The organism is Rhodohalobacter sp., from assembly GCF_034521535.1.
GTDB lineage: Bacteria > Bacteroidota > Rhodothermia > Balneolales > Balneolaceae > Rhodohalobacter.
The window spans coordinates 1-23,029 of record NZ_JAXHMF010000001.1 but is presented as its reverse complement, the minus strand read 5'-3'; the positions used below and the strand labels follow the sequence as shown (position 1 = coordinate 23,029).

Below are 23,029 nucleotides of genomic sequence, written 5' to 3'. Positions count from 1 at the left end.
AAGTATGAAAAAGCCGATCTATACCGCCACATTTATAATCAAGCCGAAAGATTATAATGATGAATTTCATACCCTTAATGATCAGATTGATGAAATAGCACGGAAAAGCCCGGGGTATTTATATAAAGAGAAATGGTTAAGCGAGGATGGTAAAACAGAGAATATTGTCTACTACTGGGACAGCCTGGATGCAATAAACGAGTTCGCAAAAAACCCGGTTCACAAAGTAGCCAAATCCCGGTTCAATGAGTGGTATCACGGATATAAAGTACTGATATCAGAAGTGCTTCAAACCAGCACCAAGGGAGATTTGGATTAAGATCTATTCCCGCATACAAAAATAGAATCTCTGACCCTGATTGTATTTTCAAAAATAATCAAATATAATTGCGAGTATACTTGTTTTTGTTTTATAAACGTTGATTCAGTAAAGGAAAAATATTATGCCACAGATTTCATTATATATCGATAAAAACACGCTTGAAAAGATTGAAAAAGCTGCCGAATATGAAAAGCTGTCGATCTCAGGTTGGGTTGGAAAACAGCTGAAGAAATCATTGCACTCAAACTATCCGGATTCATTTCAAAACCTTTTTGGCTCTGTAAATGATGAAACATTTACGATTCCGGAGAGGGAGCCATTTGCTGTGGACGCTGACAGAGAATCTTTTTCATGATATTTTTGGATACCAATATCTGCATTCATTTTCTGAAAGGAGAATTCCCTTCTATTCGTAAAAACCTGATGAACACTTCGCCACTTCTTGTCAAAATTCCGGTAATTGTTCATTCGGAGCTGCTTTATGGAGTCGAAAAAAGCAGTCGTAAGCGTGAAAATTATCAAAAGCTGCAGGAGTTTCTTATGCCGTTTGAAATCGTCCCATATAACAGCAGTATGTCGGAAACGTATGCGGAAATACGGACTGCATGTGAGAGAAAGGGGGCGGGAGTTGGTCCGAATGATCTGTTGATAGCAACAATTGTAATTGCAAACAACGGCACACTGGTAACCCGAAATTTAAAGGAGTTTGGCAGGATTCCCGGCTTGAAACTGACGGAATGGTAAGGTGTGCTTACCTCTTATTAATCTTTAAACTCTGATAGTATCTCCATTTCCAATTCATGTGTCGGCATATGCACCCGAACCTAATCGAACCAGATCATATCCATTTGTATAAAAAGGGAGATATGAACCGCAGAATATCGAATGTTAAATAATGAATGTAGAAGTAGGCTACTTCGAAATTCTACATTCATTATTCTGCGGTTCGAAATTTATTTTTCACTTACCAATACAAAACCGCGAGAAAATCGAGTCTAACACGTGTTCATTGGTAATCTCCCCGGTAATCGTGCCGAGCTCTTTCAGGGCCGAGCGCAGGTCGATGGAGAGGAAGTCGCCGGTCATTCCCTGATCGAGTGCCTGAATGGCCCGCTGCATATTTTCCCGGGCTTTCTGCAGGGCATCGCGATGGCGCGAGGATGTGACCAGCAGGCTGGAGGTGTCGTAGTCCTTGTTTTCGAGCGCCCGCTGTTTCATTAATTTTTTCAGCTCATCGATGTTTTGCTCTTCGATAGCGGAGATTTTGAGATCGTAGTGGATGCGTTCTTCTTTCCCATCTGCGCCGGACAGGCCCCGATTTGAAAAGCGGTCGGGATGGCTTCGCTCACTGTCCGGCGTACTTTGGTTTAGATCCAGTTTAGTGCCAACAAGCAGGAAGGGTGTCTGAGCTGCGCGTTTTTGAAATCCGGCAATCTCTTCGCGCTCTTCCGGTAACATGGGGATCGAGAGATCCTTCAAATAAACCACCAGGTCGGCCTGTTCGAAAGCTTTTTGGGAGCGTTTAACCCCTTCAGCCTCAATGATATCTTCCGTATCGCGCAGCCCCGCGGTGTCGATCAGTTTAAACAGGAGTCCTTCGTAGCTCCAGTCGGCATCGATCGTATCTCGCGTTGTTCCGGCGATTTCCGTTACGATGGCCCGCTCACTTCCAACAAGCGTATTTAGAAGCGTGGATTTTCCGGCGTTGGGCCGCCCGATAAATACCGTTTTTACTCCATCTTTTACGAGCCGACCGGTTTCATAGGTGTCGAGCAGACGACCAATCTCTTCATCCACGTCAGACAGTAATTTCCGAAGCTGCTCTTTGTTTGCAAACTCCACATCTTCTTCAATGAAGTCGAGCTCCAGTTCCACCATTGCCGTGGCGTCAATAATCTGCTGGCGGAATTTTTTGATATGCTTCCCAAGCCTACCCTCGAGCTGCTGGTGTGCGGCATCCACCGCCTTGATACTTTTGGCGTGAATCAAATCGGCCACCGCTTCTGCCTGATCCAGATCCAGTTTCCCGTTCAGAAATGCACGCTGGGTAAACTCGCCGGGTTCTGCAGAACGCACGCCCTGTTCGAGAATCGTTTCCAGGACGGCTTGTGTGACCAACACCCCGCCGTGACAGGAGATCTCCACCGTATCTTCACCCGTATACGATTTTGGTGACCGGAAGATTGTGGCCAGCACTTCATCCACCACTCGTCCGTCTTTTTTGATGATCTTGCCAAAATGGACGGTATGGGTTTCAGCAGTGGTAAGATCTTTTCCTTTAAAGCAGCCCTTTACCTTATCCATTGCCCCTTTTCCGGAGACACGGATAACCGCAATTCCTCCTTCACCTACAGGAGTGGCAATGGCGGCAATGGGTGGTTGTTGATTGATTTCTGTCAAAGTCTGAGATTGTAATTAGATTGTTAATCTACAATGTAGAGAACTGAATTGAGAAGTTCCTGATCAGAGAATATCGCTTTAAATCAGATTCTTCTCACCGGTTATTTCTTAAACTAAGATTAATTGAATTAAGCGTAAAACATTAGAAATTTGATACTTGAAGAAATTTTTTTCACAAAATTATTTATTCTCTGATTGAACAAAATCAAGAATATATAGGAGAATTAAATGGATCTGTTTGTAGATGTCCTGTTATTGTCGTCGGTAGCCCTTTTTATTGTTGGTATAGGAGCTCTGTTTATTAAACCGATCCGAATCAATCAAAAAGTAAGGCACTATTTCGTTACTTCTTTATTACTGTTTTGTCTCTCTTTTGCTTTTGGTTGGGAATCTGCGGTGAAAGCTTTCAATGAGGGATACGAGGCGGGAAGAAATGAGTGCTGTAATGAAAATGTTACAGTTGTTGATTCAGTTGAAACAGAAGAGCAGAAATTTGATAATGAATAAAAACTACTCAGGGCGCCAGCCTTAAAATTTTCCACTGATTATCTTCTCGCTGATAACAAATCCTGTCGTGCAGCCTGTTCAATCGTCCCTGCCAGAACTCCATCCGGTTCGGTTTTACGCAAAATCCCCCCCAATTTTCCGGTCTTGGAATTGTTCCACCTCCATGCTTCTTTTCCATCGCTTTTAGCTGCTGTTCCAACGCTTCCCTGGATTCAACAACGTGACTTTGAGATGACGCCAAAGCACTAAGCTGACTTGCAGAAGGCCGCTTGCTAAAGTATGCATCCGATTGTGCTTCGGATACCTTTTCAGCAATTCCTTCAATGTGAATCTGACGCATCAGCTCCGGCCAGTAAAACGTGAGAGAGACATTCGGGTTCGCCAGGATCTGCTTTCCTTTCCGGCTGCCATAATTGGTATAAAAGATAAATCCGTTTTCATCATATCCTTTCAGCAAAACCGTCCGGCTCGACGGTATACCGTCCGAATTGGCAGTGGCTAAAATCATGGCGTTGGGATCAGTTTTGATCTTCGCCACAGCTTCATCAAACCAAACCGAAAACTGTTCGATCGGATCTTTGCTGACGTGTTTTTCCAAAAAAGGCTCTCCAGCATATTCGCGGCGAAGCATCTCAACCGCCTGCCGAGCGGCGGTTTTTGGCTTGGATATCTCATCCTTTGCGGGTAACCATCTTCTGAAAAAGCTAAACATAATTTAAGCGGATTATTCTGCGGGTTCTGCCATCGCCTCTGAAGCTTCAACTACTTCATCGAGACGGCTATCCAGGTTCTCAATCACGTCGATAATGGTTTCCACAACCTCTAGATAAAACTCAGGATTGGTATTTTCGTAAGTATCCGTGGGGGCGTGGTAGTGCGGATGATCCTCAACACCGAAATAGATAAATGGAATGCCTTTTTCGTGAAACGGCCCGTGATCTGAAGCCATCGTCCAGTCTTGCGGCCACTCATCCGAATCGTAGCCAAACAGAACGTTCACCGGTCCATCGGCTGTGGTTTGCTCAATCAAAGGTTTTAAAAACGGATAGTGATAGGTTCCAACTGCGTAGAGTTCATTATCAAAATTATTGCTGATCATATCCATATTTACATTCATCACAATCTGACCGAGCGGAACCACGGGATTCTCAACAAAATGGCGCGCACCGCCAAGACCCTGCTCTTCTGCATCCAAAGCGATGAAGATAATGCTGTTTTCCGGCTGAACATTTGTGAAATAACGCGCTGCAGCCATCAACCCTCCTGTGCCGGAGGCGTTATCGTCCGCACCGTTGTAAATTTCATCCTCTCTTACTCCGAGGTGATCGTAATGGGCCGTCACTACAATATATCGATCGGGGTTCACACTCCCTTCCACGTAACCAATCAGATTGACAGCATCTACAAACTCTTCTTCAGATCTTGGGCTTGAATGATCAAAAAGATGTCGATAGCTGCCGCCAAACATCTTCAAACCAAGGTTTTGAAATCTTTTTTCAATATACTCTTGAGCCATGCGATTTCCCTCAGTATTGGTTTTTCGACCTTCGAGTTCATCCGACGCCAGGTATTCCAGATCTGACAAAATCTGTTCTGAATCAATTGTACTGAACGTTTCAGGCTGCTCATCTATTTGATTACATGAAACGAAAAATACCAGCATTAAAACCGGAAGTAAATAGCGTAAAGTTTGGTATGATCTATTCATATTTTTGATTGTTTTTAGAAAATATTGATATATGAAAATAGCGTATTTTGACTAATATTAAGAAGGAGATTGGTTTTGTAACCAAAAATTACTCCCACCGTACATTTAATTGTCTTTAGAGCAATCATTGATGATTTTTATATTTACGGTCGCCCACTTCATGAATTACAACCGGTATGAGCAGAGATAGAAATAACCTTAAAAACAATCTGAGAAATTCGAATCCGGACCCTCTGGATGAATATCTGAATCGGGCTGAAGAGCGTTCGTCAATAAAAGAGGAAGAGCCGGAGTTGCCCAAACCCAAAAGAAATTATTTAGCCATTGCAGTCTTTTTGATCGTAGGATTTTTTCTGGTTAGAGGTGTATCCAACTTTTCCTTCAACCCTTTTTCTTCCTTTTTCCAAACCGTTTCCATCAATCAGCCAAGTGATGATCTGTTAAATCGAATGAACAACAGAATGGTGGAAATGGGATACACCGGATTGAGTCAAGATGATCTGCGCGACCTGCGCAATAAAGGAGTTACGGCCACTTATATTTCAAACATCCGGGCACTTGGGTTTACCGACTTAACCCTGGATGAAGCCGTAAGTCTGGCTCAGGCAGATGCATCGTCAGCGTTTATTGCTATGATGCTGGAACTGGGTTACGAACCCACGGTTGAAGATCTGGTTAATCTCAGGGGCGCCGGCGTAACCGCATTTTATACCAGCAACATTCATGATTTGGGCTATAGAGATGTTTCTATGGAACAGCTCATTCGAATGCAGCGGATCGGTGTAACAACTACACTCATTGAAACTCTTCAAGCAGAGAATGGAGCTGATATTCCCCTGGAAGAGATTATCCGGTACAGGATTAGTAATCAGTAGTGTAAATCAGATTCCAAAATGTCGCAGGATAATCACAAAAAGTGTATTTGGTCTGCCAAAGAAAGTGATCGTTTAAAATCGGTCACCATGGAAACATTGAATCGGTTTGCCCGGCCCGCTACTAAAACGTATCACGTACTACCGGAACACGAAGAGGAGCTTAGACAGTTCAATCGCTTTTTTGTTCAAAACGCACGAAGATTTTTGGGACTAATAATTTTTATAATCCTCTTTTTGCTTCTCACTCCATTGATTATACTACTCGCACCTCTCTCAGATCATGTTGCTCTACATTTAGTTGGTTTCTCTATGATGGCATTAGGCTTTGTAATCTATATCTATCCGTTTGCAACCCCGGAAACCCTTCAGGTTTTGGGGATAAAAAAATCAATTATTGCCTGCAGAATTTCGGGTGTATTGATTTGTTTAATTGGAACCGGGTTCATTTTCAGGGCTTTTTTAATGGCTTGAGATCTATTTGTAATAAGTCAATTTAGGTGATTAAAATCTCCACTTACCAAAGCTTGATTCATAGGGATAGTCATCTGAAATAATAATCCGGCAGCCATGTCACTCATAGCTGCCGGTTAAAAGAGTATCCGGTTCTATTTACTCAAGTGCAGCCTGAGCCGCCGCAAGCCTGGCCACCGGAACCCTGAATGGAGAACAGGAAACATAATTCAATCCCTGTTTATAGCAGAAAGCCACGCTTTTCGGTTCACCGCCATGCTCGCCGCAGATTCCCACTTTCAGGTTTTTATTCTGCTCGCGACCTTTTTTCGTAGCAAGCTCTACCAGCTGGCCTACACCTTCAATATCCAAGACCTGGAATGGATCATATTGTAGAATACCCTCATCCAAATAGACCTTCAGAAACTTCCCGGCATCGTCCCGGCTGTAGCCGAACGTCATCTGAGTGAGGTCATTGGTACCGAATGAGAAGAATTCAGCTTCCTTGGCAATCTTTTCAGCGACCAGTGTAGCTCTCGGTATTTCAATCATGGTACCCACCTTATACTCCACTGATTCTCCCATTTCGTCAAATACCTCTTCAGCTACTTCATCAATTACCAGTTTCTGGCTGTGAAATTCCTGAGCTGTCCCAATCAGCGGAACCATAATTTCCGGAAAAATTTCTATGCCCTCAGATTTAAGCTCTACAGCGGCCTCAATAATCGCCCTTGTCTGCATTTCTGTAATTGCAGGATAAGTAATTCCCAACCGGCAACCGCGATGGCCCAGCATCGGGTTAAACTCACTGAGCGACCTTACGATCTCTGCAAATTTCTGATGTTTAATTCCCAGCTCATCTGCTACCTTGGCTATTTCCTCTTTCTCATCAGGCAAAAATTCGTGTAAAGGAGGATCGAGCAGGCGAATGGTTACCGGCAGACCGTTCATCACTTCAAAAATTTCCCTGAAATCTTTTTTCTGATATGGAAGCAGAGTCATTAAAGCATCCCTGCGCTGATCATCCGTTTCGGAAACAATCATGCGCCTCATTGCTTTAATTCGCTCTTCACCGAAAAACATGTGCTCTGTACGACAAAGTCCAATTCCTTCAGCTCCAAATTCGCGGGCACGGGATGCATCTTCGGGACTGTCCGCATTTGTTCTCACTCCCATATCCCGGTACTCGTCTACCCAGTTCATAAATGTGAAATAGTCGTCATCCATTTCGGGCTTCACGACCTCTTTTTTCCCTTCAATCACAGTTCCCTGAGTTCCGTCTATAGATATCCAGTCGCCCTCTTTTATTGTTTTAGTACCATTTGTGAACTGCTTTTTCTTGTAGTTGATTACAATATCACCGCAACCGGCTACACATGGTTTTCCCCATCCTCTTGCCACAACGGCTGCGTGACTCGTCATGCCTCCGCGAGAGGTTAAAATACCTTCGGCGGCTGACATCCCTCCCACGTCTTCGGGACTGGTTTCTATTCTTACTAAAATAACCGGATTTTCTTCAGAGGCTGTCTCTTCTGCTTTTTCTGAACTGAATACCACGCGGCCAACTGCTGCTCCCGGGGATGCGGGAAGTCCGGTTCCCAGAATTGTACTTTTGTCTACAGAATCAACATCTATCTGTGGATGAAGAAGCTGATCGAGGTGAGTAGGTTCAACCAGCGATTTAACAGCTACCCGGTTATCAATTTTACCTTCATCAACCATATCAACAGCAATTTTAACGGCCGCTTTGCCGGTACGTTTCCCGTTTCGGGTTTGAAGGATGTAGAGTGTTCCTTTCTGTATGGTAAACTCAATATCCTGCATATTCCCATAATGCATTTCCAGTTTTTTCGAATAGCCAAGAAGTTCACCATAAGCTTCCGGCATTACATTTTTCAGCTCATTAATGTCTTTAGGTGTTCGAATTCCCGCAACCACATCTTCGCCCTGTGCGTTAATCAAAAACTCTCCGTACAGTTTATTCTCTCCGGTTGAAGGATTTCGGGTAAAGCAAACGCCGGTTGCGCAGTCGTTGCCCATGTTACCGAAAACCATAGCCTGTACGTTGACAGCTGTTCCCAGCAAACCTTCTATTTGATTTATCTTGCGATACTTTACGGCCCTGTCACTATCCCATGAACTGAATACTGCATTGATGGAAAACTCAAGCTGTTCGTACGGATCATTAGGGAACATATGGCCTGTTGCTTTTCGGTAGACAGCCTTGTATCGCTCAACAAGATCTTTCAAGTCGTTGGCATCCAGATCTGTATCCTCTTCAACTCCTTTCTCATCTTTCAATTTCTCGATAGCACGCTCAAACTTTTCATGAGGTATTCCCATCACAACACCACCAAACATATCGATAAATCTCCGATAACTATCGTAAGCAAATCGCTCGTTGTTCGTATGATTGGAAAGCGCTTCCACACTTTTATCATTTAAACCCAAATTAAGCACAGTATCCATCATTCCCGGCATGGAAATCGCTGCCCCTGAGCGAACCGATAACAGCAGTGGATGCTCTGAATCCCCAAGATTTGCCCCCATAATCTCTTCGATAAATTTAACGCCTTCCTTCATCTGCTTTTTTAAACCTTTGGGCCATTTCCCATCGTGGGTTGAATAGTAGTGGCAAGATTCAGTAGATATTGTAAATCCTGCGGGTACCGGTAGTCCTATGCTCGACATTTCGGCCAAATTGGCGCCTTTCCCGCCAAGCAACTGCTTCATGGATCGATCACCGTCTGATTCCCCTGCTCCAAATGTGTAAATTTGTGCTCCTTTTGTCTCCTTCTTCATAAAAATCTCCAATTAGTTATAAAATAGAAATGCTGCTCTTCTCTTTAGATGATAGATGATTAAATACCCAACTATCTATCAACATATTATATAATTATGTGGATTTTGTGAAACTTCTTGTTATATGAACAAATTGAAAATTTCAACTCTTTTTGGTTTGATCTCTATGCCTGACTATTTTGGATTCCCAAATACCACTAATCTGAATATCGCTAGATTTTGAAATTTAAAATGCCACATACGCTAACGCTGCTTTTTTTCCTGATGGCAGCGGCTTTAGTGGCAACTTGGATCATTCCACAGGGACAGTTTGATACTCGAATTGTAAATGATCGCGAGGTTGTGGTACCGGGCACATTTCAAACCGTCGAAGATGGTGAGTTTTTGGGCCCAATAACCCTGTTTACCGCAATTCCAAGAGCATTTGGCGCTGCACAAGACATTATCTTTTTCCTGTTTATTATCGGTGGTGTACTGGCCGTTATTCGTAAGACCGGAGCGATCGACGCCCTTTTGGGTAGATTACTGGAAAAATTGGGCGGCAGGCCCGGGACTCTCATATTTATAACCGTTTTTGTTTTTGCATTGGCATCCAGCGCGATGGGAGCCTCTGCCGAATATATTCCTTTTGTTCTGATCCTTGCCGCGCTCTGCCGAACGATGAAAATGGATACCATGACGGCCGTTGGGATTATCGTAGCCGGATATGGAATTGGTTACGGCACTGCAGCTTTTAATCAATACACCGTGGTGGTTGCACAGGGCGTTGCAGATCTGCCTACATACTCCGGCTGGCAGGTGAGAATGGGAATACTGATTCCATTTGTAATGATAGGCGCCCATCACGTTTACAGCTACGCCAGAAAAGTTCAAAAAGATCCCTCCGTCAGTTTAATGAGCGGCATTACTCCACCGGAATCAGGTGCCTCACCTAAGAAATATCCAAAACTTACAACTGTACATATAACCATTCTATTCTCATTTATTCTAACATTGGGAATAGCCGTTTGGGGAATCGCAACCCGCGGTTGGTACTTGAATGAGATGGGAGCTGCATTCGTTATTCTTGGTTTAGTTACGGCGGTTATTGGTAAAATTGGGCCAAGTATGACGGCTAAGGAATTTGTAAAAGGAGCCAAAGAGCTAACTGAAACCGCACTGCTAGTAGGAGTTGCCCGCGGAATTGCACTCATTATGGAAGACGGCGAAATACTTCACACGATTGTTAATGCGCTCTCTGTACCGCTTTCCAGCGTGGGACCTGAGCTCTCTGCCGTTGGGATGATGATTATGCAGACAATCTTGAACCTCTTCGTTCCGTCAGGAAGCGGGCAGGCTTTTGTAACCATGCCTTTGATGGCACCGCTGAGCGATCTACTCGGAATTTCCCGACAGATTGCGGTTCAGGCGTTTCTGTTTGGAGATGGTTTTGCCAACATGATTGTTCCAACCAATGCCGTGTTGATGGGAATTCTTGGTATGGCCGGAGTGCCTTACGATCGATGGTTCCGCTTTTGCCTTCCCCTCCTTGCCAAGTTGCTGGCATTTGCCGCTATTTGTATGGTGGCAATGGTCATGTTTGGCTATTCGTAGCAGGGTGCACGTTCAGTACTCTGAGTGCCTAAAATAGGTTAAGTATCAAATCTCTCCATGATTGGAGTGCTGAAGCAAAGCGAAGGCGAGGAGTTTTTTGTTTGGCTAACAGGCAGAATATCGAACACTACTCCCTCAATTTATGAGTAGGAGAGAATTTTCTTTCAAAATCTTAAAGTAGAACTCCGTTGAATCCGGTAGTTGCCTTCAAAGCCCAACCACTCTGTTTCTCGCAAAGACTCATCAATCTGCCACCGTTACGCGAATACCTTTTGTCTCAAGATCTTTGATAACCGATTGCGGGGTCTGTTCATCAGTGATGATGTGCTGAATTCTGTCAATCGTACAGATTCTGCCAAATCCACGCTTTCCAAACTTGGTGTGATCGGCAAGCACAACGGTATATTGCGCTATTTCGATAAACTTCTGATTCAGGCTGGCCTCCATTAGGTTGGTTGTCGTTAATCCATACTCCAAATCAATTCCGTCTACTCCAAGAAATAGAATTCCACATGTGATATTTTTTAGAAACTCCTCTGCATAAGGACCAACTACAGAATTGGAACTTGGTCTCAACTGCCCGCCAAGCTGAGTTATTTCTATGTTTTCACGTCCCGAAAGTGTCAGTGAAACATCCAGGGACGATGTAATAACGGTTAGCCGGTTTTTCGAATAGACTTCACGCGCCAGGGCAGAAACGGTCGTTCCCGATGCCAGAATGATCGAATCTTTGTCACCGATTAATTTTGCCGCTTCTTTAGCAATCGCCTCTTTCTCTTGAGCCTGAACTTTAGCTTTTTCCGATACCGGACGATCGCTGGTGTAAGGATTCGAAAGCGTTGCCCCACCGTGAGTTCTGAATAGCAAGTTCTTGTCTTCCAAGAGACGTAAATCCTTTCTGATAGTCACCTCGGAAACCGAAAGTTCGTCACTCAACTCCTGGACATTTACTTTCCCGGTCTCTTTCAGTTTATTTAATATTATTTCGTGCCGCTCTGAAATCGTCATATATAAGTTTCATTTTTGTTTTAAAGTACAAAACGACGATTACCTTAACAATAAATTAGCATAATCGAAACAATATGAAATAAATATTACTCAGCTATTTTTTAAATCTCTAATCTACGCCTAATAAAGCCATAATAATATATTTTATAGTTTCATTTGTATTTCATTTACTTTTACTTTATAATTAATGCAGAACATAATGAAACATAAAGGTCACTAAATCACACGGCCATGATCAGAGCAGAAAGAATAAATCAACTGGAAAAGAATCCTGAGAAAGTTTGGGATGTAATTATTATTGGGGGAGGAGCCACCGGTTTGGGCGTGGCGCTGGACTCAGCATCAAGAGGGCTTAAAACCCTACTGCTGGAGCAGTCCGACTTTTCGAAAGGAACCTCAAGCAGAAGCACTAAGCTTGTGCATGGCGGGGTTCGATACCTGGCTCAGGGAAATATTGATTTGGTAAGGGAAGCGCTTCGCGAAAGAGGTTTACTTGAAAAAAATGCACCTCATCTGGTACAAAACGAAGTTTTTGTCATTCCCAACTATACACGCTTCAACAAACTTTTCTACACCGTTGGCTTAAAAATGTACGATGTGCTGTCAGGCAAGCTAAGTCTCGGCAAGTCGAAAGGGATTTCCAAAAAAGAGACGGTTACCCGAATTCCCACTATCAAACAGAAAGGCTTAAAAGGAGGAGTTGTCTATCACGACGGGCAGTTCGATGATTCCCGTCTTGCGGTTAATATTGCGCAGACAGCAATAGAGCACGGCGCGGATGTATTCAACTACTTTGAAGTAAACGGACTTCTGAAAAACGGCGAAAGTGTAACCGGTGTGAAAGCCATTGACAGCGAGAGTGGCAAAGAGTATACCTTCAAAGGTAAAGCCATCATAAATGCCACCGGAGTATTTGTGGATGAAATTATGTCGATGGATCAGCCCGATCATAAAAAGACAATTCGCCCAAGCCAGGGAGTTCATCTGGTATTGGATAAAGAATTTATGCCGGGTAAAGACGCAATTATGATTCCGAAAACGGATGACGGCCGGGTTCTCTTTGCCGTTCCATGGCACGACAAAGTAGTTGTTGGAACAACCGACACACCTTTGGATGAGCACAGTCTGGAGCCGACAGCTCTTGATGAAGAGATTGAATTTATTCTCACAACCGCAAAAAAATATCTCTCCAAAGCTCCAACCCGAAAAGATGTAAAAAGTGTCTTTGCCGGATTACGTCCGCTTGCAGCTCCCAAAGGAGATCAAGATAAAACAAAAGAGATCTCCAGAAGCCACAAAATTATCGTTTCTGATTCAGGTTTGATTACGATTACAGGTGGAAAGTGGACGACCTACAGAAAAATGGGTGAGGACACCGTAGATAAAGCTGTGAAAGTTCACCAATTGAAAGGAAATGAAAGCGGTACAGAAGAGATGAAAATTCACGGATATATGGAAAATGTTGATTTTCAGGATCCGCTCTATTTTTACGGATCAGATAAAGAGGGTATTGAATTACTTTTTGAAGAAAATGCGGAATGGAATGAGCCAATTCATGAAAATTATCCATATTTAAAAGCTCAGGTGATCTGGGCTGTACGGCACGAAATGGCACGAACTGTGGAAGATTTTCTTGCCCGAAGAGTACGGGTCCTGTTTCTGGATGCCAGAGCCGCCATTGATATGGCAGAAACGGTTGCCGAATTAATGCAGCAAGAGCTCGGCAAAGATAAATCGTGGGCTTCAAAACAGACCGAGAATTTCATAGAACTTGCCAACCGTTATTTATTGGAAGAGTATCAACCTGCAAACACAATTTAACTCGTAATCAAAACTACATAACCCATGGAAAAATACATCTTATCACTGGATCAGGGGACAACAAGCTCTCGGGCAATTGTCTTCAACAAACAAGGAGCTATTGTCTCAACCGCTCAAAAAGAGTTCAGACAAATTTATCCCAAGCCGGGCTGGGTGGAGCACGACGCTCAGGAAATCTGGTCAACGCAGGCCGGTACCGCAGCCGAGGCTGTAGCTTCTGCAGGAATCAACGGAAAAGCGCTTTCAGGTATAGGAATTACCAATCAGCGGGAAACAACCGTGGTATGGGACAGGGAATCGGGCCAGCCTGTTTACAACGCTATTGTTTGGCAGGATCGACGGACATCTGACTATTGCGATCAGCTAAAAAAGGATGGGCATGCCGAAAAAATTCAGGAAAAAACCGGCCTGGTTGTGGATTCCTATTTCTCCGGCACAAAAGTGAAATGGATTTTAGATAACGTGGATGGAGCTCGCGAAAGAGCTGAAAAAGGAGAGCTTGCATTTGGAACGATCGACTCCTGGCTGATCTGGAATTTTACTCAGGGTGAACTGCATATCACAGATGTGACCAACGCGTCACGGACCATGCTTTTCAATATCAACACCATGGATTGGGATGATGAGATTCTGGAACTGATGGATATACCGAAAAGTATGCTTCCGGAGGTACGACAGTCGAGTGAAGTGTACGGAAATACAAAAACCACGCTCTTTGCCAGTAAAGTACCGATTGCGGGGATTGCGGGAGATCAGCAGTCTGCACTGTTCGGGCAGATGTGTACCGAAAAGGGCATGGTTAAAAACACATACGGCACGGGTTGCTTTATGCTGATGAATATTGGTGATAAGCCGATCAAATCAGAGAACAACCTGCTTACCACGGTTGCCTGGAAAGTGAACGGCAAAACCACCTATGCGCTGGAAGGGTCCGTATTTATTGCCGGAGCTGTTGTGCAGTGGCTGCGTGATGAAATGAGCATCATCCAGGAGAGTAAGGATATCGAATATTTTGCCGGCAAGGTTGAAGATTCTGACGGTGTTTACCTGGTTCCCGCCTTTGCAGGACTCGGTGCTCCATACTGGAATCAGCACGCGAGAGGCACTATGGTTGGAATTACAAGAGGAACAAACCGGGCTCATATTGCACGGGCTGCTCAAGACTCCATCGCCTATCAGGTAACCGATCTGCTTACTGCCATGAATGCCGACTCCGGAATTGATATCAAAGAGTTGCGGGTGGATGGAGGTGCTACTGTAAATGATACACTGATGCAGTTCCAAAGTGACCTGCTGGAAGTTCCTGTCATTCGTCCAAAAATCACCGAAACCACAGCATTGGGCGCCGCATACCTCGCCGGACTTGCCGTAGGGTATTGGGATGGTATTGAGGAGATTAGAAAGCAGTGGATGGTTGATGAAAAGTTCGAACCAAAAATGGATAGGTCCAAAGTTAAAGAGCTGACCAGCGGCTGGAAACGAGCCGTAAAAGCGGCCATCGCGTGGGCTGATAACAAATAATAACCTCATATAGTAAATAATAACCATATTATTAATCTAAAATCTTACAATGATGTCACCTATTATCGCAGAAATTATCGGAACAGCCATCCTCATCCTCTTTGGGGGCGGTGTAGTTGCGAATGTTGTTCTTAACAAAACGAAAGGAAATGACAGCGGCTGGATTGTTATCTCATGGGGCTGGGCGATGGGAGTTTTTGTTGCCGTATATGCCATGGGTCAATTTAGCGGCGCACATATTAATCCGGCTGTCACCTTTGGGCTTGCAGTGGCCGGACTCTTTGAGTGGGGAATGGTTTTTCCATATATCATTGCCCAGACCCTGGGCGGTTTTATTGGAGGAGTTTTAGTTTGGCTTGCCTATAAAGACCACTTTGCAGCGACAGAAAATGAAGCCGTTAAGCTGGCTATTTTCTCAACCGGTCCCGAAATCAGAAACTATCCCTCAAATGTAATGACAGAGGTGATCGGTACTTTCATTCTGGTATTTGGTGTGCTCTATCTAAGTTCACCCGGTTTTATCGGCATGAATGGGGAAATGCTTTCCACGATTACGATTGACGGAAAAGAGGTAGGCTTTGGCCTGGGTGCACTTTCTGCACTCCCGGTGGGATTACTGGTATTGGGAATCGGCCTTTCACTCGGTGGCCCTACCGGCTATGCTATCAACCCTGCTCGTGATTTGGGGCCAAGAATCGCACATGCTCTACTTCCGTTTCCTCACAAAGGAAGCAGCGACTGGGCCTACTCATGGGTGCCAATCGTTGGACCGCTTATCGGGGCAGCCCTGGCAGCAGGACTTTACCAGATTCTTTAACCAGGGGTGGGTAAAAAAAGTGTGGATGAGAGGCCTTGCTCGCCAATCACCCACACCAACACCCCATTAATCACTTTCAACCATCGTGCGCTCATCCACTTTGAACCGGTAAGCGCCTGATGAAATTGCAATTAACAGGATAGTTATATCATGAAACTTAAGAAACTTTACCTCACCGCACTACTTTCCATTGGGCTTCTCGCAGCCTTTTTGGCAATACCCTCTTCACTCCATGCGCAAAATGTTGTTTATGAAACCAACGATAACTGGCAATTTGAAGTAACAGGTCAGCTTCCGGTCTTCATCAACATGTCGAATCACGAATCGTATAACAGCGACGGCAGTGATCAGTTTTCTACGCGCATCATGTCGGGCTTTAACCCGGGGAATATCACCTTTAATATCTCCGCGCCGGAGATGGACGGGGTTTCTGTAAAAGCGATATTTCAGATCAACCATCATCTACAGGGTGCAAGCATTCAGAACGACGGACTTTTTGAAGGACGTATTGCCGACATCGAAATCTCCGGTGACTTTGGTACGATAAATATGGGGAAAGGGTTTGGTATTTTTAATAGCAGCTCCATCGGTGATGCCGGCAGCGGAATGGGTATCGGACGCTTTGGCGGACCGGATGCTGCAAACGCCACACTTGGCCGTATTGGAACCGGTTACACCTACGCTAACTTCAATCCGCGGATCACATATACAACTCCTGATCTTGGCGGTATCACCTTAAAGGCCGGTTTGATCAATCCCGAAAAGCCGGACGGACTATCCAATCAAATTACAACCACCACACCACGTCTTGAAGTTCAAGCCAACTACCTGATCTCTTTTGATTCCGGTTCGATTGATTTATGGGCCGGCGGTATGACTCAAAATGTGGACGTCAACAGTCAGGATTTCGACTACAACATTTCAGGATGGGATTTGGGTACAAGAATTAACGCCGGTGGCCTGACGTTGACCGGTACCTATTCCGAGACGAAAGGCGTTGGAGCCGACGGTTTGATCGGGTTGAATTTAACAGGATCCGGACTGGATCAGGCAGATGTGGATGCATCTCAATGGTACACCGAAGCTACATACACGGCCGGGGATTTTACACTGGGCGCCAGTTATGGTGAAGGCGCGCAGGATGCCAACAGCACCGTACTTGGCAGCTCTCCCGATGTGACCAACCAATTGTTGATGGTATTTACCCGGTATAAACTGACTGAGCAGCTGACACTGATTGGTGAAGTGCAAAACTTCGAATCAGATGCCCAGGCCAACTATCAGGCGTTTATTGCAGGGATGCAGTTCAATTTCTGATTCCTGAATTTTTATACTCCTCTAAATGTCCTGAGTGCATAACCGTGACGGCTTTCACACCCTCAATTGATGAAAATAATGCCACGGAATCACGGAAGAACACTGAATTTTCCGTGATTCCGTGGCAATAAAAAATCAACCCATTTTTAAAGAATTGAAGTCACCCGAAGATAATTCTGCGAAAATCCGCGACATCATCTGCGCAACTCTGCGAGAAAAATCGCTCTTTCAGAGCTTTAAACCGATATTAAGAATTCATATATCTTGTGCCGCAGTAAATCAAAGTCAGATAAATAGATCAGACCGGCAGGTGAATTCCACAATGATATTCTCTACTTACGTCAGAGTGAATTTCTCGATAGACATCACCCTTAACAAACCATACTGATGTAAAGTCCATCTTCTTCTTTATCTTGCCCTTCTGATGGGAATCTCCGTTTATAAAAGCCGCCCGCTGCCGGTGAACTTTACTCTTCAAAAATCAATGCTTCCGGATCGGCTCCCAGCTCTTTCAGATTTTTCATCATCGCATCAATGAACGGTCCCGGCCCACAAACGTAAAACTCTTGGTCAAAATCATTGATCTGAGACTTGAGGAAATCCTTGTCGATATACCCGTCCAGAAAAATATGATCATCTGTAGGCTCGTCTGTAATAGCGTTCACAAAATGATCTCCCAATATCTCCTGAAACTCCTTTTTCAGGATAATGTCCTTATCGGATTTATTGGAAAAAATGAGTTTATTACTACCAATTTCACCTTTCTTGTGAAGATCCCTGAAAATCGCGATAAAAGGTGTTACACCGGCACCGCCCGCCAGAAAAACGCCTTCACCTTTATATTCAATGGTTCCCCAGGCGTCCCCGATAATCAAAGAGTCGCCGACTTTGAGCTTTCCGATCTGTTCTGTTACACCATCGTGATCCGGATAGATTTTTATGACAAATTCGAGATAGGGATCTGAGTTGAGCGAAGTAAATGTAAACGGACGTTTTTCATCTCTCCAGCCCTCTTTATCGATCGAAGCCTCCGTAGCCTGACCGGGAGTAAACGAATAATTGTCCGGTTTTTCGAAACGTATCTGCCGTACGTCGTGAGTTACGCTTTGAATGTCTGTAATTTCGAGTGTATGTCCCATGAGATAGATTCTTTTAGTTTTATTTACTCATAGTACAATTTGGAAGGGGAGTTCATTCGAAAATCTCAGTTAAACCGCATTGAAATTGTTTAATAAGTGGATAGGTAATCTTTAGATCAGTTTTAAAAATTACGTGTTTTTATTGTACTCACTTGATTGAATTGAATCATGTGAACTATTTCAATTTCCAAATTCATAAAGCAACCGAACGTTATCAGCTTGCCGGACGGAAAGAAGAGTTTTATGCTGAAATAACCGATCGATATTCGAACCTTCGCGGGGCATTGCAATGTTTAATTGATGATTGTAATGTATCTTTGAAGGAGAATCCTCAAACAAGCCTTGAGCTAAAATAGATTTTGGAAACAACTGAATACATAGCAACTGAATTTAAAGCAAAGGTATCAGAAGCCGTTCGACTTCATGAAGAAGGAGTGAATCGGTACCGCTTATTTACTCCGTTTACCTTTGATGACGGTGACGGCTTTTCTATTGTGCTTCGAAAGAATGGAGATGGCTGGTTGCTTAGTGATGAAGGCCACACCTTCATGCATATGAGCTACGAAATGGATATGGCCGCCCTTGAGAAAGGGAACCGGGCAGAACTTCTGGATTCTGTTTTAAATAACTTTGGAATCTCTGAATCCGATGGTTCACTTGAATTGCGCTTTAATCCTGAAGATGCCGGTAATGCTCTTTATACCTACCTGCAGGCACTAACTAAAATCACGGATCTCAGTTACCTGAACCGGGAAATTGTAAAGTCCACTTTCATTGAAGACTTTAAACAGACTCTGGAAACTGACCTTCCTGACGGGCGCTACAAATTCGATTTCCATTTCGAAGAATATGATCCGCAGAAAAGCTATCCGGTAGATTGTTTTGTAAATGGGATGGACCTTCCGCTCCTTATTTTTGCTATCCAAAATGATGACAAATGCCGGGACGTAACCATCAGCCTACATCAATTTGAAAAATGGGGAATTCCATTCCGGTCTTTAGCCATTTTTGAAAACCAAACGGATATAAACCGGAAAGTACTGGCGCGGTTCAGTGATGTTTCAGATAAGCAGTTTTCGAGCTTGATTTCTAACCGGGAGAGGATTGGCAAGTATTTGAAAACGGCTTTGAAATAAAAAGGAGTCCTGAAGTAAGCGTTATCTTAGAACAATAATTGCTGATTTGCCTTTGGATCTTTCGGTGGATAAAACACACCGATGATCACAAACGGATTATTCATTCTGCGACGGTGATATTGTAAGGTAGTGCCAAGAAATAAGTGGATATCATTCTTATTGGTGAACGTATCAAAATACTTTTCTTTTCACTTTTTGAAGGGCAATTTCTTCATTCCCTTCTGCTTGTTTTAAACAGTTCCAGTACAACGCACCAATTTCCCAATCTTCGATCATCATTCGAGATGATTTCCCGTTTTCATCTACCAGTTTGTAATAAAATTTGTATGGAAGCTTTTGAACGATATCCTTGTCTCCCTTTCCCCCGCGCTCATCAAACAGATCACGTTGTTGGAGGTTTTTTTGCAACCCTTCACTCCATTGCCGTTCCTCTTCAAACTCGAAGCCGGTTATTTTTGCAGGTTTGAAGGTAGCTAAAGATACATTCTTTGGGTCTTTGGAATTGTCAATCAATTCTGTCATGGAGGTATAAACCTTAGGGCCCTGTTCCAATACCAACTGCATTCTTTTCCGCCATTTTTTGGAGGTGTCTACCGTTTCTATGATGTCCATTTCTTCTAAACTGGTATCAGCTGGTGAGTAGCTTTCGGGGCGGAAATCTTTTTTTGCTTTCTTCAGGTTGATATCGACCCATTGATATTTTTTATATTGACCTTCATCTTTTAGAAATCGAAAAGGGACCGGATATATCCGGATCCATTCTCTCTCGTCAGTAATACCGGCCGTACATACCAATTCATCATACGACCTTGATGGCAGCGGGTATGCTTTTACCGTAATTAATACTCTCTTTCTCTCGTGATTCTGATATGCAGTCATTGTACCCTGTGATTTGTTGTGGTTAAATATGTTCTATCGGTACCTCGTATTCCGCGTGAAGATAATCGGATATTTTGTGTCGATGACAGCTTAAATGCTCTTTTTCAAAACAAGTGATCGCCACCCGTTCGTACTTTTCGAATAATTCTATCAGTTGATTTAATTGATTTTTTCTTTGAGAGAGAATCTCTTGCTCATATTCTTTAAATAAGAGTTCGTAATCTTTTGAAGTATCAAGATTTTGGCGTTTGTTAGACTCAATTCCTAACTCCGGAATATGCATAAACTCAATTCCCATCTTCTGGCACATGTTCTTAAGCTGACTCTTGGAAAAACCGTACTTCATGCTCATGGAATTTTTACGTACATCAACAAGCAGGTTTACTCTCTTACTATACAGGCGATTCATATACTCTTCTGCAGAGATGCCTTCATACCCAATGGTGTATAATTTTTTTGACTGATTTTGCGGGCGGGAAAACTCTACTCGTTTCAGCTCATCATCGGTTAGCAGTTCTTTAGCTATTTCGCTTCGGGTGGCATAAAACGGATATTCCCGATACGTATATTTAACCAGTTCTTCTGTAGAAATATGTCTGAACTGTTTCCATAAATCATCAAGTATCTTTTGGTCAGTTTTGTTTAGTTCTCCTAAGTAGCTTTGCTTTGCAGAAAACACCCACTGCTTGGCATCTTTAAGCTGGCCATACTTGATCATCGTGCCTTTATCGGCCCTCGCCTGGAAAGAAAACGCCCCGTATTTATACGGCACAAACTCATACGCCGGCTTTCGCTGCCGGCGGGTAAACAACAGCAGCAGCTTTTGAAAATGGGTGGGTTTTAGTTCTCCACCAAACTTTTCAAGCAAGGCCAGAATGACTTTTCTGCGGTAGTACATGTGTGATTTTTAAACAAAAATTAAATCTGACAAAGAGTTAAAGGTACCAAATTTAAACCGAATTTTGAGTCTGTAATTATTACTATGGCGGAGTTCGCTTGTGGGGTTTTACAAGTACTGTTCTTCTGGCACGGTTTTAGGATCAGCTTTTGAAGCAGATTTATAATACATACATTACACATGTATTCAAAGTTTCAGTAGCATTGATGCTAAACTTTACATTTAACTTAAAAGAAAGAAAACAATGGCTGTAAAACACATTCCAACCGGCGAAGTACATAGCGGAAATAAAGGTGGCAAAACAGGTTGCGGAGTTAACACTAAAGAACATCCATCCCATTGGAAAAACTCACACGAAAAAATTACTTGTGCCAAAAATGGGTGTAAGAACTAAACAGGACAATAAACTTAGCTCAATGAAACATTCTTTCCCATATTGCGGATCGGATGGAAAGGAGTAGTGTTCAAGAAAAATGCCCAAAAACCCTGCTCCATCAGAGCAGCATGTTTGTAAACCACCGTGCCCCGGAATAATACGACCGCACCGTAGGTGCGATATGTTGGGTAAGTTACCCCCGGAAGCTTGAATCTAACTCAACATAACGTCCCATGATGGGACGTGGCTTTGGGAGCTGGCATTCTTACAAACATGTTGTCCCTAACGGGACAGGGTTAAGGTTCTTTTAGAAGTGGAAAACAACTTAACGCGAAGATCTGGTCTTAAGTATGAACTCCATTTGACGGATTACCCCTCTGATGGATGGAAACGGCTTCGGTGTTGGAATCTACCAAACGGTCAGACAGGCTTGGAGGGTAAAATTGGTATTCGGAGGTTGGGCAACCGTGCCATTTCAGGTTTAGTTTGAGGCGGAGCTTCTATTCAAAATCCATAATTCCTAATTCCCGGAATTCTCCACAACCCCAACCTCCTCCTCACTCAACCCATACAGCTCATACACCATCGCATCAATCTCTTTATCGGTTTGGGCGATTTGGGTTTTTAGGGCGTCGGCTTGGGATTTTTGTTGGGTGAAGTAGTCGAGCCATTCGGCTAATTCATTGAGCGAACTGCATACACCCTTTAAGTATTTATGCAACGCCTCGCTTTTTAATAAAGCCATATAACGTAATTTTTATTGGTCTTCACTTAAATCCAACAGGATTATAGTGAAAGGCAGCCTGAGTGGAAAGAAAAAATTCAAATTACGGGCGAACCGGAAATAGACACAAACTCCTGCTATTCCAACTCATACTCAAAAACATATTCATGCTTTCCATCCTCAATATTAATAGACATTGTGCCTGACAGTCCCTCCAATTTGCCGGTTCCGGAGTCGGGCACAACTTCCAGGATGAGCCGCTCCGCACCTCTCTCCATCGTGCCAAAATGCTGCAGCACAAAACTGCCGGTTTTGCCATTTAAACTTCCAATAACTTGCTCAATCGCCACATACCCGGCCGATTTAGCCGTTGGAGTCATGGCGCTCAGCATCTCTCCCTTACTGGTGGCATCCAGCTTGCCGTGAAACGTCTTATCTAAAGACATCCGGTTCAGCTGAACTCCCTGTTGCCCTTTTGCATATCCCTCTATTGGATTCAATTTCACATCAAAACTTCCACTGATCTTCATTGTCTTATTGGTTTATTTACGTTGGATTTTGCTGCATATCTTCAATTCAACTGCTCACTACGATTTGATGATACCCAATATCATCCTGATTTTGAAGTGGATCCAAAAACACTTCTAGAGATTTTACGATAAAAAGCGTAAGCAATGCGTATCCGGCTGCTTCATAATTAACAGTCGTTTGCCAGTCAACGGACATCTCCCCAACT

The 23,029-nt window shown here is 43.6% G+C and carries 22 protein-coding genes; 12 read left to right on the top strand and 10 right to left on the bottom strand.

Annotation, left to right across the window (positions count from 1 at the left end):
* Positions 1–4: 4 nt before the first annotated feature.
* The 3 genes from U5K35_RS00110 to U5K35_RS00100 all read left to right on the top strand — a co-directional run bounded on the left by U5K35_RS00110 (position 5) and on the right by U5K35_RS00100 (position 1,066).
* Complete coding sequence (locus U5K35_RS00110) at positions 5–319, top strand: antibiotic biosynthesis monooxygenase family protein (RefSeq protein ID WP_322569435.1); 315 nt, start codon at positions 5–7, stop codon at positions 317–319.
* Between the two features lie 124 nt (positions 320–443).
* The gene (locus U5K35_RS00105) at positions 444–677 is read left to right on the top strand and encodes a hypothetical protein (protein WP_322569434.1); all 234 of its coding nucleotides are present in this window, start codon (positions 444–446) and stop codon (positions 675–677) included.
* Entirely contained in the window at positions 674–1,066 is a 393-nt protein-coding gene (locus U5K35_RS00100; protein WP_322569433.1) for a type II toxin-antitoxin system VapC family toxin, read from the top strand. The genes U5K35_RS00105 and U5K35_RS00100 overlap by 4 nt, the downstream gene beginning before the upstream one ends.
* Before the next feature lie 216 nt (positions 1,067–1,282).
* Here the strand turns inward: U5K35_RS00100 and mnmE are convergent, their stop codons facing one another.
* Complete coding sequence (gene mnmE / locus U5K35_RS00095) at positions 1,283–2,722, bottom strand: tRNA uridine-5-carboxymethylaminomethyl(34) synthesis GTPase MnmE (protein WP_322569432.1); 1,440 nt, start codon at positions 2,720–2,722, stop codon at positions 1,283–1,285.
* Between the two features lie 228 nt (positions 2,723–2,950).
* On the opposite strand from mnmE, the gene U5K35_RS00090 reads away from it, so the two are divergent.
* Entirely contained in the window at positions 2,951–3,229 is a 279-nt protein-coding gene (locus tag U5K35_RS00090) for a hypothetical protein (RefSeq protein WP_322569431.1), read from the top strand.
* A gap of 7 nt (positions 3,230–3,236) precedes the next feature.
* Here U5K35_RS00090 and pdxH read toward each other — a convergent pair whose 3' ends face one another.
* Together pdxH and U5K35_RS00080 are read right to left on the bottom strand one after the other, a co-directional pair.
* Entirely contained in the window at positions 3,237–3,941 is a 705-nt protein-coding gene (gene pdxH / locus U5K35_RS00085) for a pyridoxamine 5'-phosphate oxidase (RefSeq protein WP_322569430.1), read from the bottom strand.
* Positions 3,942–3,953: 12 nt separating this feature from the next.
* Entirely contained in the window at positions 3,954–4,937 is a 984-nt protein-coding gene (locus tag U5K35_RS00080; RefSeq protein ID WP_322569429.1) for a M28 family peptidase, read from the bottom strand.
* A gap of 176 nt (positions 4,938–5,113) precedes the next feature.
* On the opposite strand from U5K35_RS00080, the gene U5K35_RS00075 reads away from it, so the two are divergent.
* Positions 5,114–5,812 carry a hypothetical protein gene (locus tag U5K35_RS00075; protein ID WP_322569428.1) on the top strand — a complete coding sequence of 233 codons (699 nt, stop codon included), beginning with the start codon at positions 5,114–5,116 and terminating at the stop codon, positions 5,810–5,812.
* Positions 5,813–5,830: 18 nt separating this feature from the next.
* Positions 5,831–6,283, top strand: coding sequence for a hypothetical protein (locus tag U5K35_RS00070; protein ID WP_322569427.1), 453 nt, complete (start codon positions 5,831–5,833; stop codon positions 6,281–6,283).
* 138 nt (positions 6,284–6,421) lie between these two features.
* Here U5K35_RS00070 and ppdK read toward each other — a convergent pair whose 3' ends face one another.
* Positions 6,422–9,064 (bottom strand): pyruvate, phosphate dikinase, encoded by a 2,643-nt coding sequence (gene ppdK, locus U5K35_RS00065; RefSeq protein WP_322569426.1) that lies wholly within the window; start codon positions 9,062–9,064, stop codon positions 6,422–6,424.
* Between the two features lie 231 nt (positions 9,065–9,295).
* On the opposite strand from ppdK, the gene U5K35_RS00060 reads away from it, so the two are divergent.
* On the top strand, positions 9,296–10,657 hold the full coding sequence (locus U5K35_RS00060; protein ID WP_322569425.1) for a YfcC family protein: 1,362 nt from the start codon (positions 9,296–9,298) through the stop codon (positions 10,655–10,657).
* 243 nt (positions 10,658–10,900) lie between these two features.
* Here the strand turns inward: U5K35_RS00060 and U5K35_RS00055 are convergent, their stop codons facing one another.
* Positions 10,901–11,665 (bottom strand): DeoR/GlpR family DNA-binding transcription regulator, encoded by a 765-nt coding sequence (locus tag U5K35_RS00055; protein ID WP_322569424.1) that lies wholly within the window; start codon positions 11,663–11,665, stop codon positions 10,901–10,903.
* Positions 11,666–11,896: 231 nt separating this feature from the next.
* On the opposite strand from U5K35_RS00055, the gene U5K35_RS00050 reads away from it, so the two are divergent.
* The 4 genes from U5K35_RS00050 (at position 11,897) to U5K35_RS00035 (ending at position 17,141) form a co-directional block, all read left to right on the top strand.
* On the top strand, positions 11,897–13,486 hold the full coding sequence (locus U5K35_RS00050) for a glycerol-3-phosphate dehydrogenase/oxidase (RefSeq protein WP_322569423.1): 1,590 nt from the start codon (positions 11,897–11,899) through the stop codon (positions 13,484–13,486).
* Positions 13,487–13,510: 24 nt separating this feature from the next.
* Positions 13,511–15,007, top strand: a complete 1,497-nt coding sequence (glpK, locus tag U5K35_RS00045; RefSeq protein WP_322569422.1) for a glycerol kinase GlpK — start codon at positions 13,511–13,513, stop codon at positions 15,005–15,007.
* Positions 15,008–15,059: 52 nt separating this feature from the next.
* The gene (locus tag U5K35_RS00040; protein WP_416221571.1) at positions 15,060–15,824 is read left to right on the top strand and encodes an MIP/aquaporin family protein; all 765 of its coding nucleotides are present in this window, start codon (positions 15,060–15,062) and stop codon (positions 15,822–15,824) included.
* A gap of 150 nt (positions 15,825–15,974) precedes the next feature.
* Positions 15,975–17,141 carry a porin gene (locus tag U5K35_RS00035; protein WP_322569420.1) on the top strand — a complete coding sequence of 389 codons (1,167 nt, stop codon included), beginning with the start codon at positions 15,975–15,977 and terminating at the stop codon, positions 17,139–17,141.
* Positions 17,142–17,608: 467 nt separating this feature from the next.
* Here U5K35_RS00035 and U5K35_RS00030 read toward each other — a convergent pair whose 3' ends face one another.
* Positions 17,609–18,280, bottom strand: a complete 672-nt coding sequence (locus U5K35_RS00030) for an FAD-binding oxidoreductase (protein WP_322569419.1) — start codon at positions 18,278–18,280, stop codon at positions 17,609–17,611.
* A 359-nt stretch (positions 18,281–18,639) separates the two neighbouring features.
* Here U5K35_RS00030 and U5K35_RS00025 point away from each other — a divergent pair, with 359 nt between their 5' ends.
* Positions 18,640–19,416, top strand: a complete 777-nt coding sequence (locus tag U5K35_RS00025; RefSeq protein ID WP_322569418.1) for a DUF1828 domain-containing protein — start codon at positions 18,640–18,642, stop codon at positions 19,414–19,416.
* Between the two features lie 171 nt (positions 19,417–19,587).
* Here U5K35_RS00025 and U5K35_RS00020 read toward each other — a convergent pair whose 3' ends face one another.
* The 4 genes from U5K35_RS00020 to U5K35_RS00005 all read right to left on the bottom strand — a co-directional run bounded on the left by U5K35_RS00020 (position 19,588) and on the right by U5K35_RS00005 (position 22,823).
* Positions 19,588–20,295, bottom strand: a complete 708-nt coding sequence (locus U5K35_RS00020; RefSeq protein ID WP_322569417.1) for a hypothetical protein — start codon at positions 20,293–20,295, stop codon at positions 19,588–19,590.
* Between the two features lie 22 nt (positions 20,296–20,317).
* Positions 20,318–21,193 carry a DUF488 domain-containing protein gene (locus tag U5K35_RS00015; RefSeq protein ID WP_322569416.1) on the bottom strand — a complete coding sequence of 292 codons (876 nt, stop codon included), beginning with the start codon at positions 21,191–21,193 and terminating at the stop codon, positions 20,318–20,320.
* A gap of 896 nt (positions 21,194–22,089) precedes the next feature.
* Complete coding sequence (locus U5K35_RS00010; protein ID WP_322569415.1) at positions 22,090–22,314, bottom strand: hypothetical protein; 225 nt, start codon at positions 22,312–22,314, stop codon at positions 22,090–22,092.
* 116 nt (positions 22,315–22,430) lie between these two features.
* Entirely contained in the window at positions 22,431–22,823 is a 393-nt protein-coding gene (locus U5K35_RS00005) for a DUF3224 domain-containing protein (RefSeq protein ID WP_322569414.1), read from the bottom strand.
* Positions 22,824–23,029: the final 206 nt, after the last annotated feature.

Excerpts from the sequence above, each read along its gene's own strand:
- U5K35_RS00110 (WP_322569435.1), top strand. The coding sequence starts at position 5 with ATGAAAAAGCCGATCTATACCGCCACATTTATAATCAAGCCGAAAGAT.
- U5K35_RS00105 (WP_322569434.1), top strand. The coding sequence starts at position 444 with ATGCCACAGATTTCATTATATATCGATAAAAACACGCTTGAAAAGATT.
- U5K35_RS00100 (WP_322569433.1), top strand. The coding sequence starts at position 674 with ATGATATTTTTGGATACCAATATCTGCATTCATTTTCTGAAAGGAGAA.
- U5K35_RS00090 (WP_322569431.1), top strand. The coding sequence starts at position 2,951 with ATGGATCTGTTTGTAGATGTCCTGTTATTGTCGTCGGTAGCCCTTTTT.
- pdxH (WP_322569430.1), bottom strand. The coding sequence starts at position 3,941 with ATGTTTAGCTTTTTCAGAAGATGGTTACCCGCAAAGGATGAGATATCC.
- U5K35_RS00080 (WP_322569429.1), bottom strand. The coding sequence starts at position 4,937 with ATGAATAGATCATACCAAACTTTACGCTATTTACTTCCGGTTTTAATG.
- U5K35_RS00075 (WP_322569428.1), top strand. The coding sequence starts at position 5,114 with ATGAGCAGAGATAGAAATAACCTTAAAAACAATCTGAGAAATTCGAAT.
- U5K35_RS00070 (WP_322569427.1), top strand. The coding sequence starts at position 5,831 with ATGTCGCAGGATAATCACAAAAAGTGTATTTGGTCTGCCAAAGAAAGT.
- ppdK (WP_322569426.1), bottom strand. The coding sequence starts at position 9,064 with ATGAAGAAGGAGACAAAAGGAGCACAAATTTACACATTTGGAGCAGGG.
- U5K35_RS00060 (WP_322569425.1), top strand. The coding sequence starts at position 9,296 with ATGCCACATACGCTAACGCTGCTTTTTTTCCTGATGGCAGCGGCTTTA.
- U5K35_RS00055 (WP_322569424.1), bottom strand. The coding sequence starts at position 11,665 with ATGACGATTTCAGAGCGGCACGAAATAATATTAAATAAACTGAAAGAG.
- U5K35_RS00050 (WP_322569423.1), top strand. The coding sequence starts at position 11,897 with ATGATCAGAGCAGAAAGAATAAATCAACTGGAAAAGAATCCTGAGAAA.
- glpK (WP_322569422.1), top strand. The coding sequence starts at position 13,511 with ATGGAAAAATACATCTTATCACTGGATCAGGGGACAACAAGCTCTCGG.
- U5K35_RS00040 (WP_416221571.1), top strand. The coding sequence starts at position 15,060 with ATGTCACCTATTATCGCAGAAATTATCGGAACAGCCATCCTCATCCTC.
- U5K35_RS00035 (WP_322569420.1), top strand. The coding sequence starts at position 15,975 with ATGAAACTTAAGAAACTTTACCTCACCGCACTACTTTCCATTGGGCTT.
- U5K35_RS00030 (WP_322569419.1), bottom strand. The coding sequence starts at position 18,280 with ATGGGACATACACTCGAAATTACAGACATTCAAAGCGTAACTCACGAC.
- U5K35_RS00020 (WP_322569417.1), bottom strand. The coding sequence starts at position 20,295 with ATGACTGCATATCAGAATCACGAGAGAAAGAGAGTATTAATTACGGTA.
- U5K35_RS00015 (WP_322569416.1), bottom strand. The coding sequence starts at position 21,193 with ATGTACTACCGCAGAAAAGTCATTCTGGCCTTGCTTGAAAAGTTTGGT.
- U5K35_RS00010 (WP_322569415.1), bottom strand. The coding sequence starts at position 22,314 with ATGGCTTTATTAAAAAGCGAGGCGTTGCATAAATACTTAAAGGGTGTA.
- U5K35_RS00005 (WP_322569414.1), bottom strand. The coding sequence starts at position 22,823 with ATGAAGATCAGTGGAAGTTTTGATGTGAAATTGAATCCAATAGAGGGA.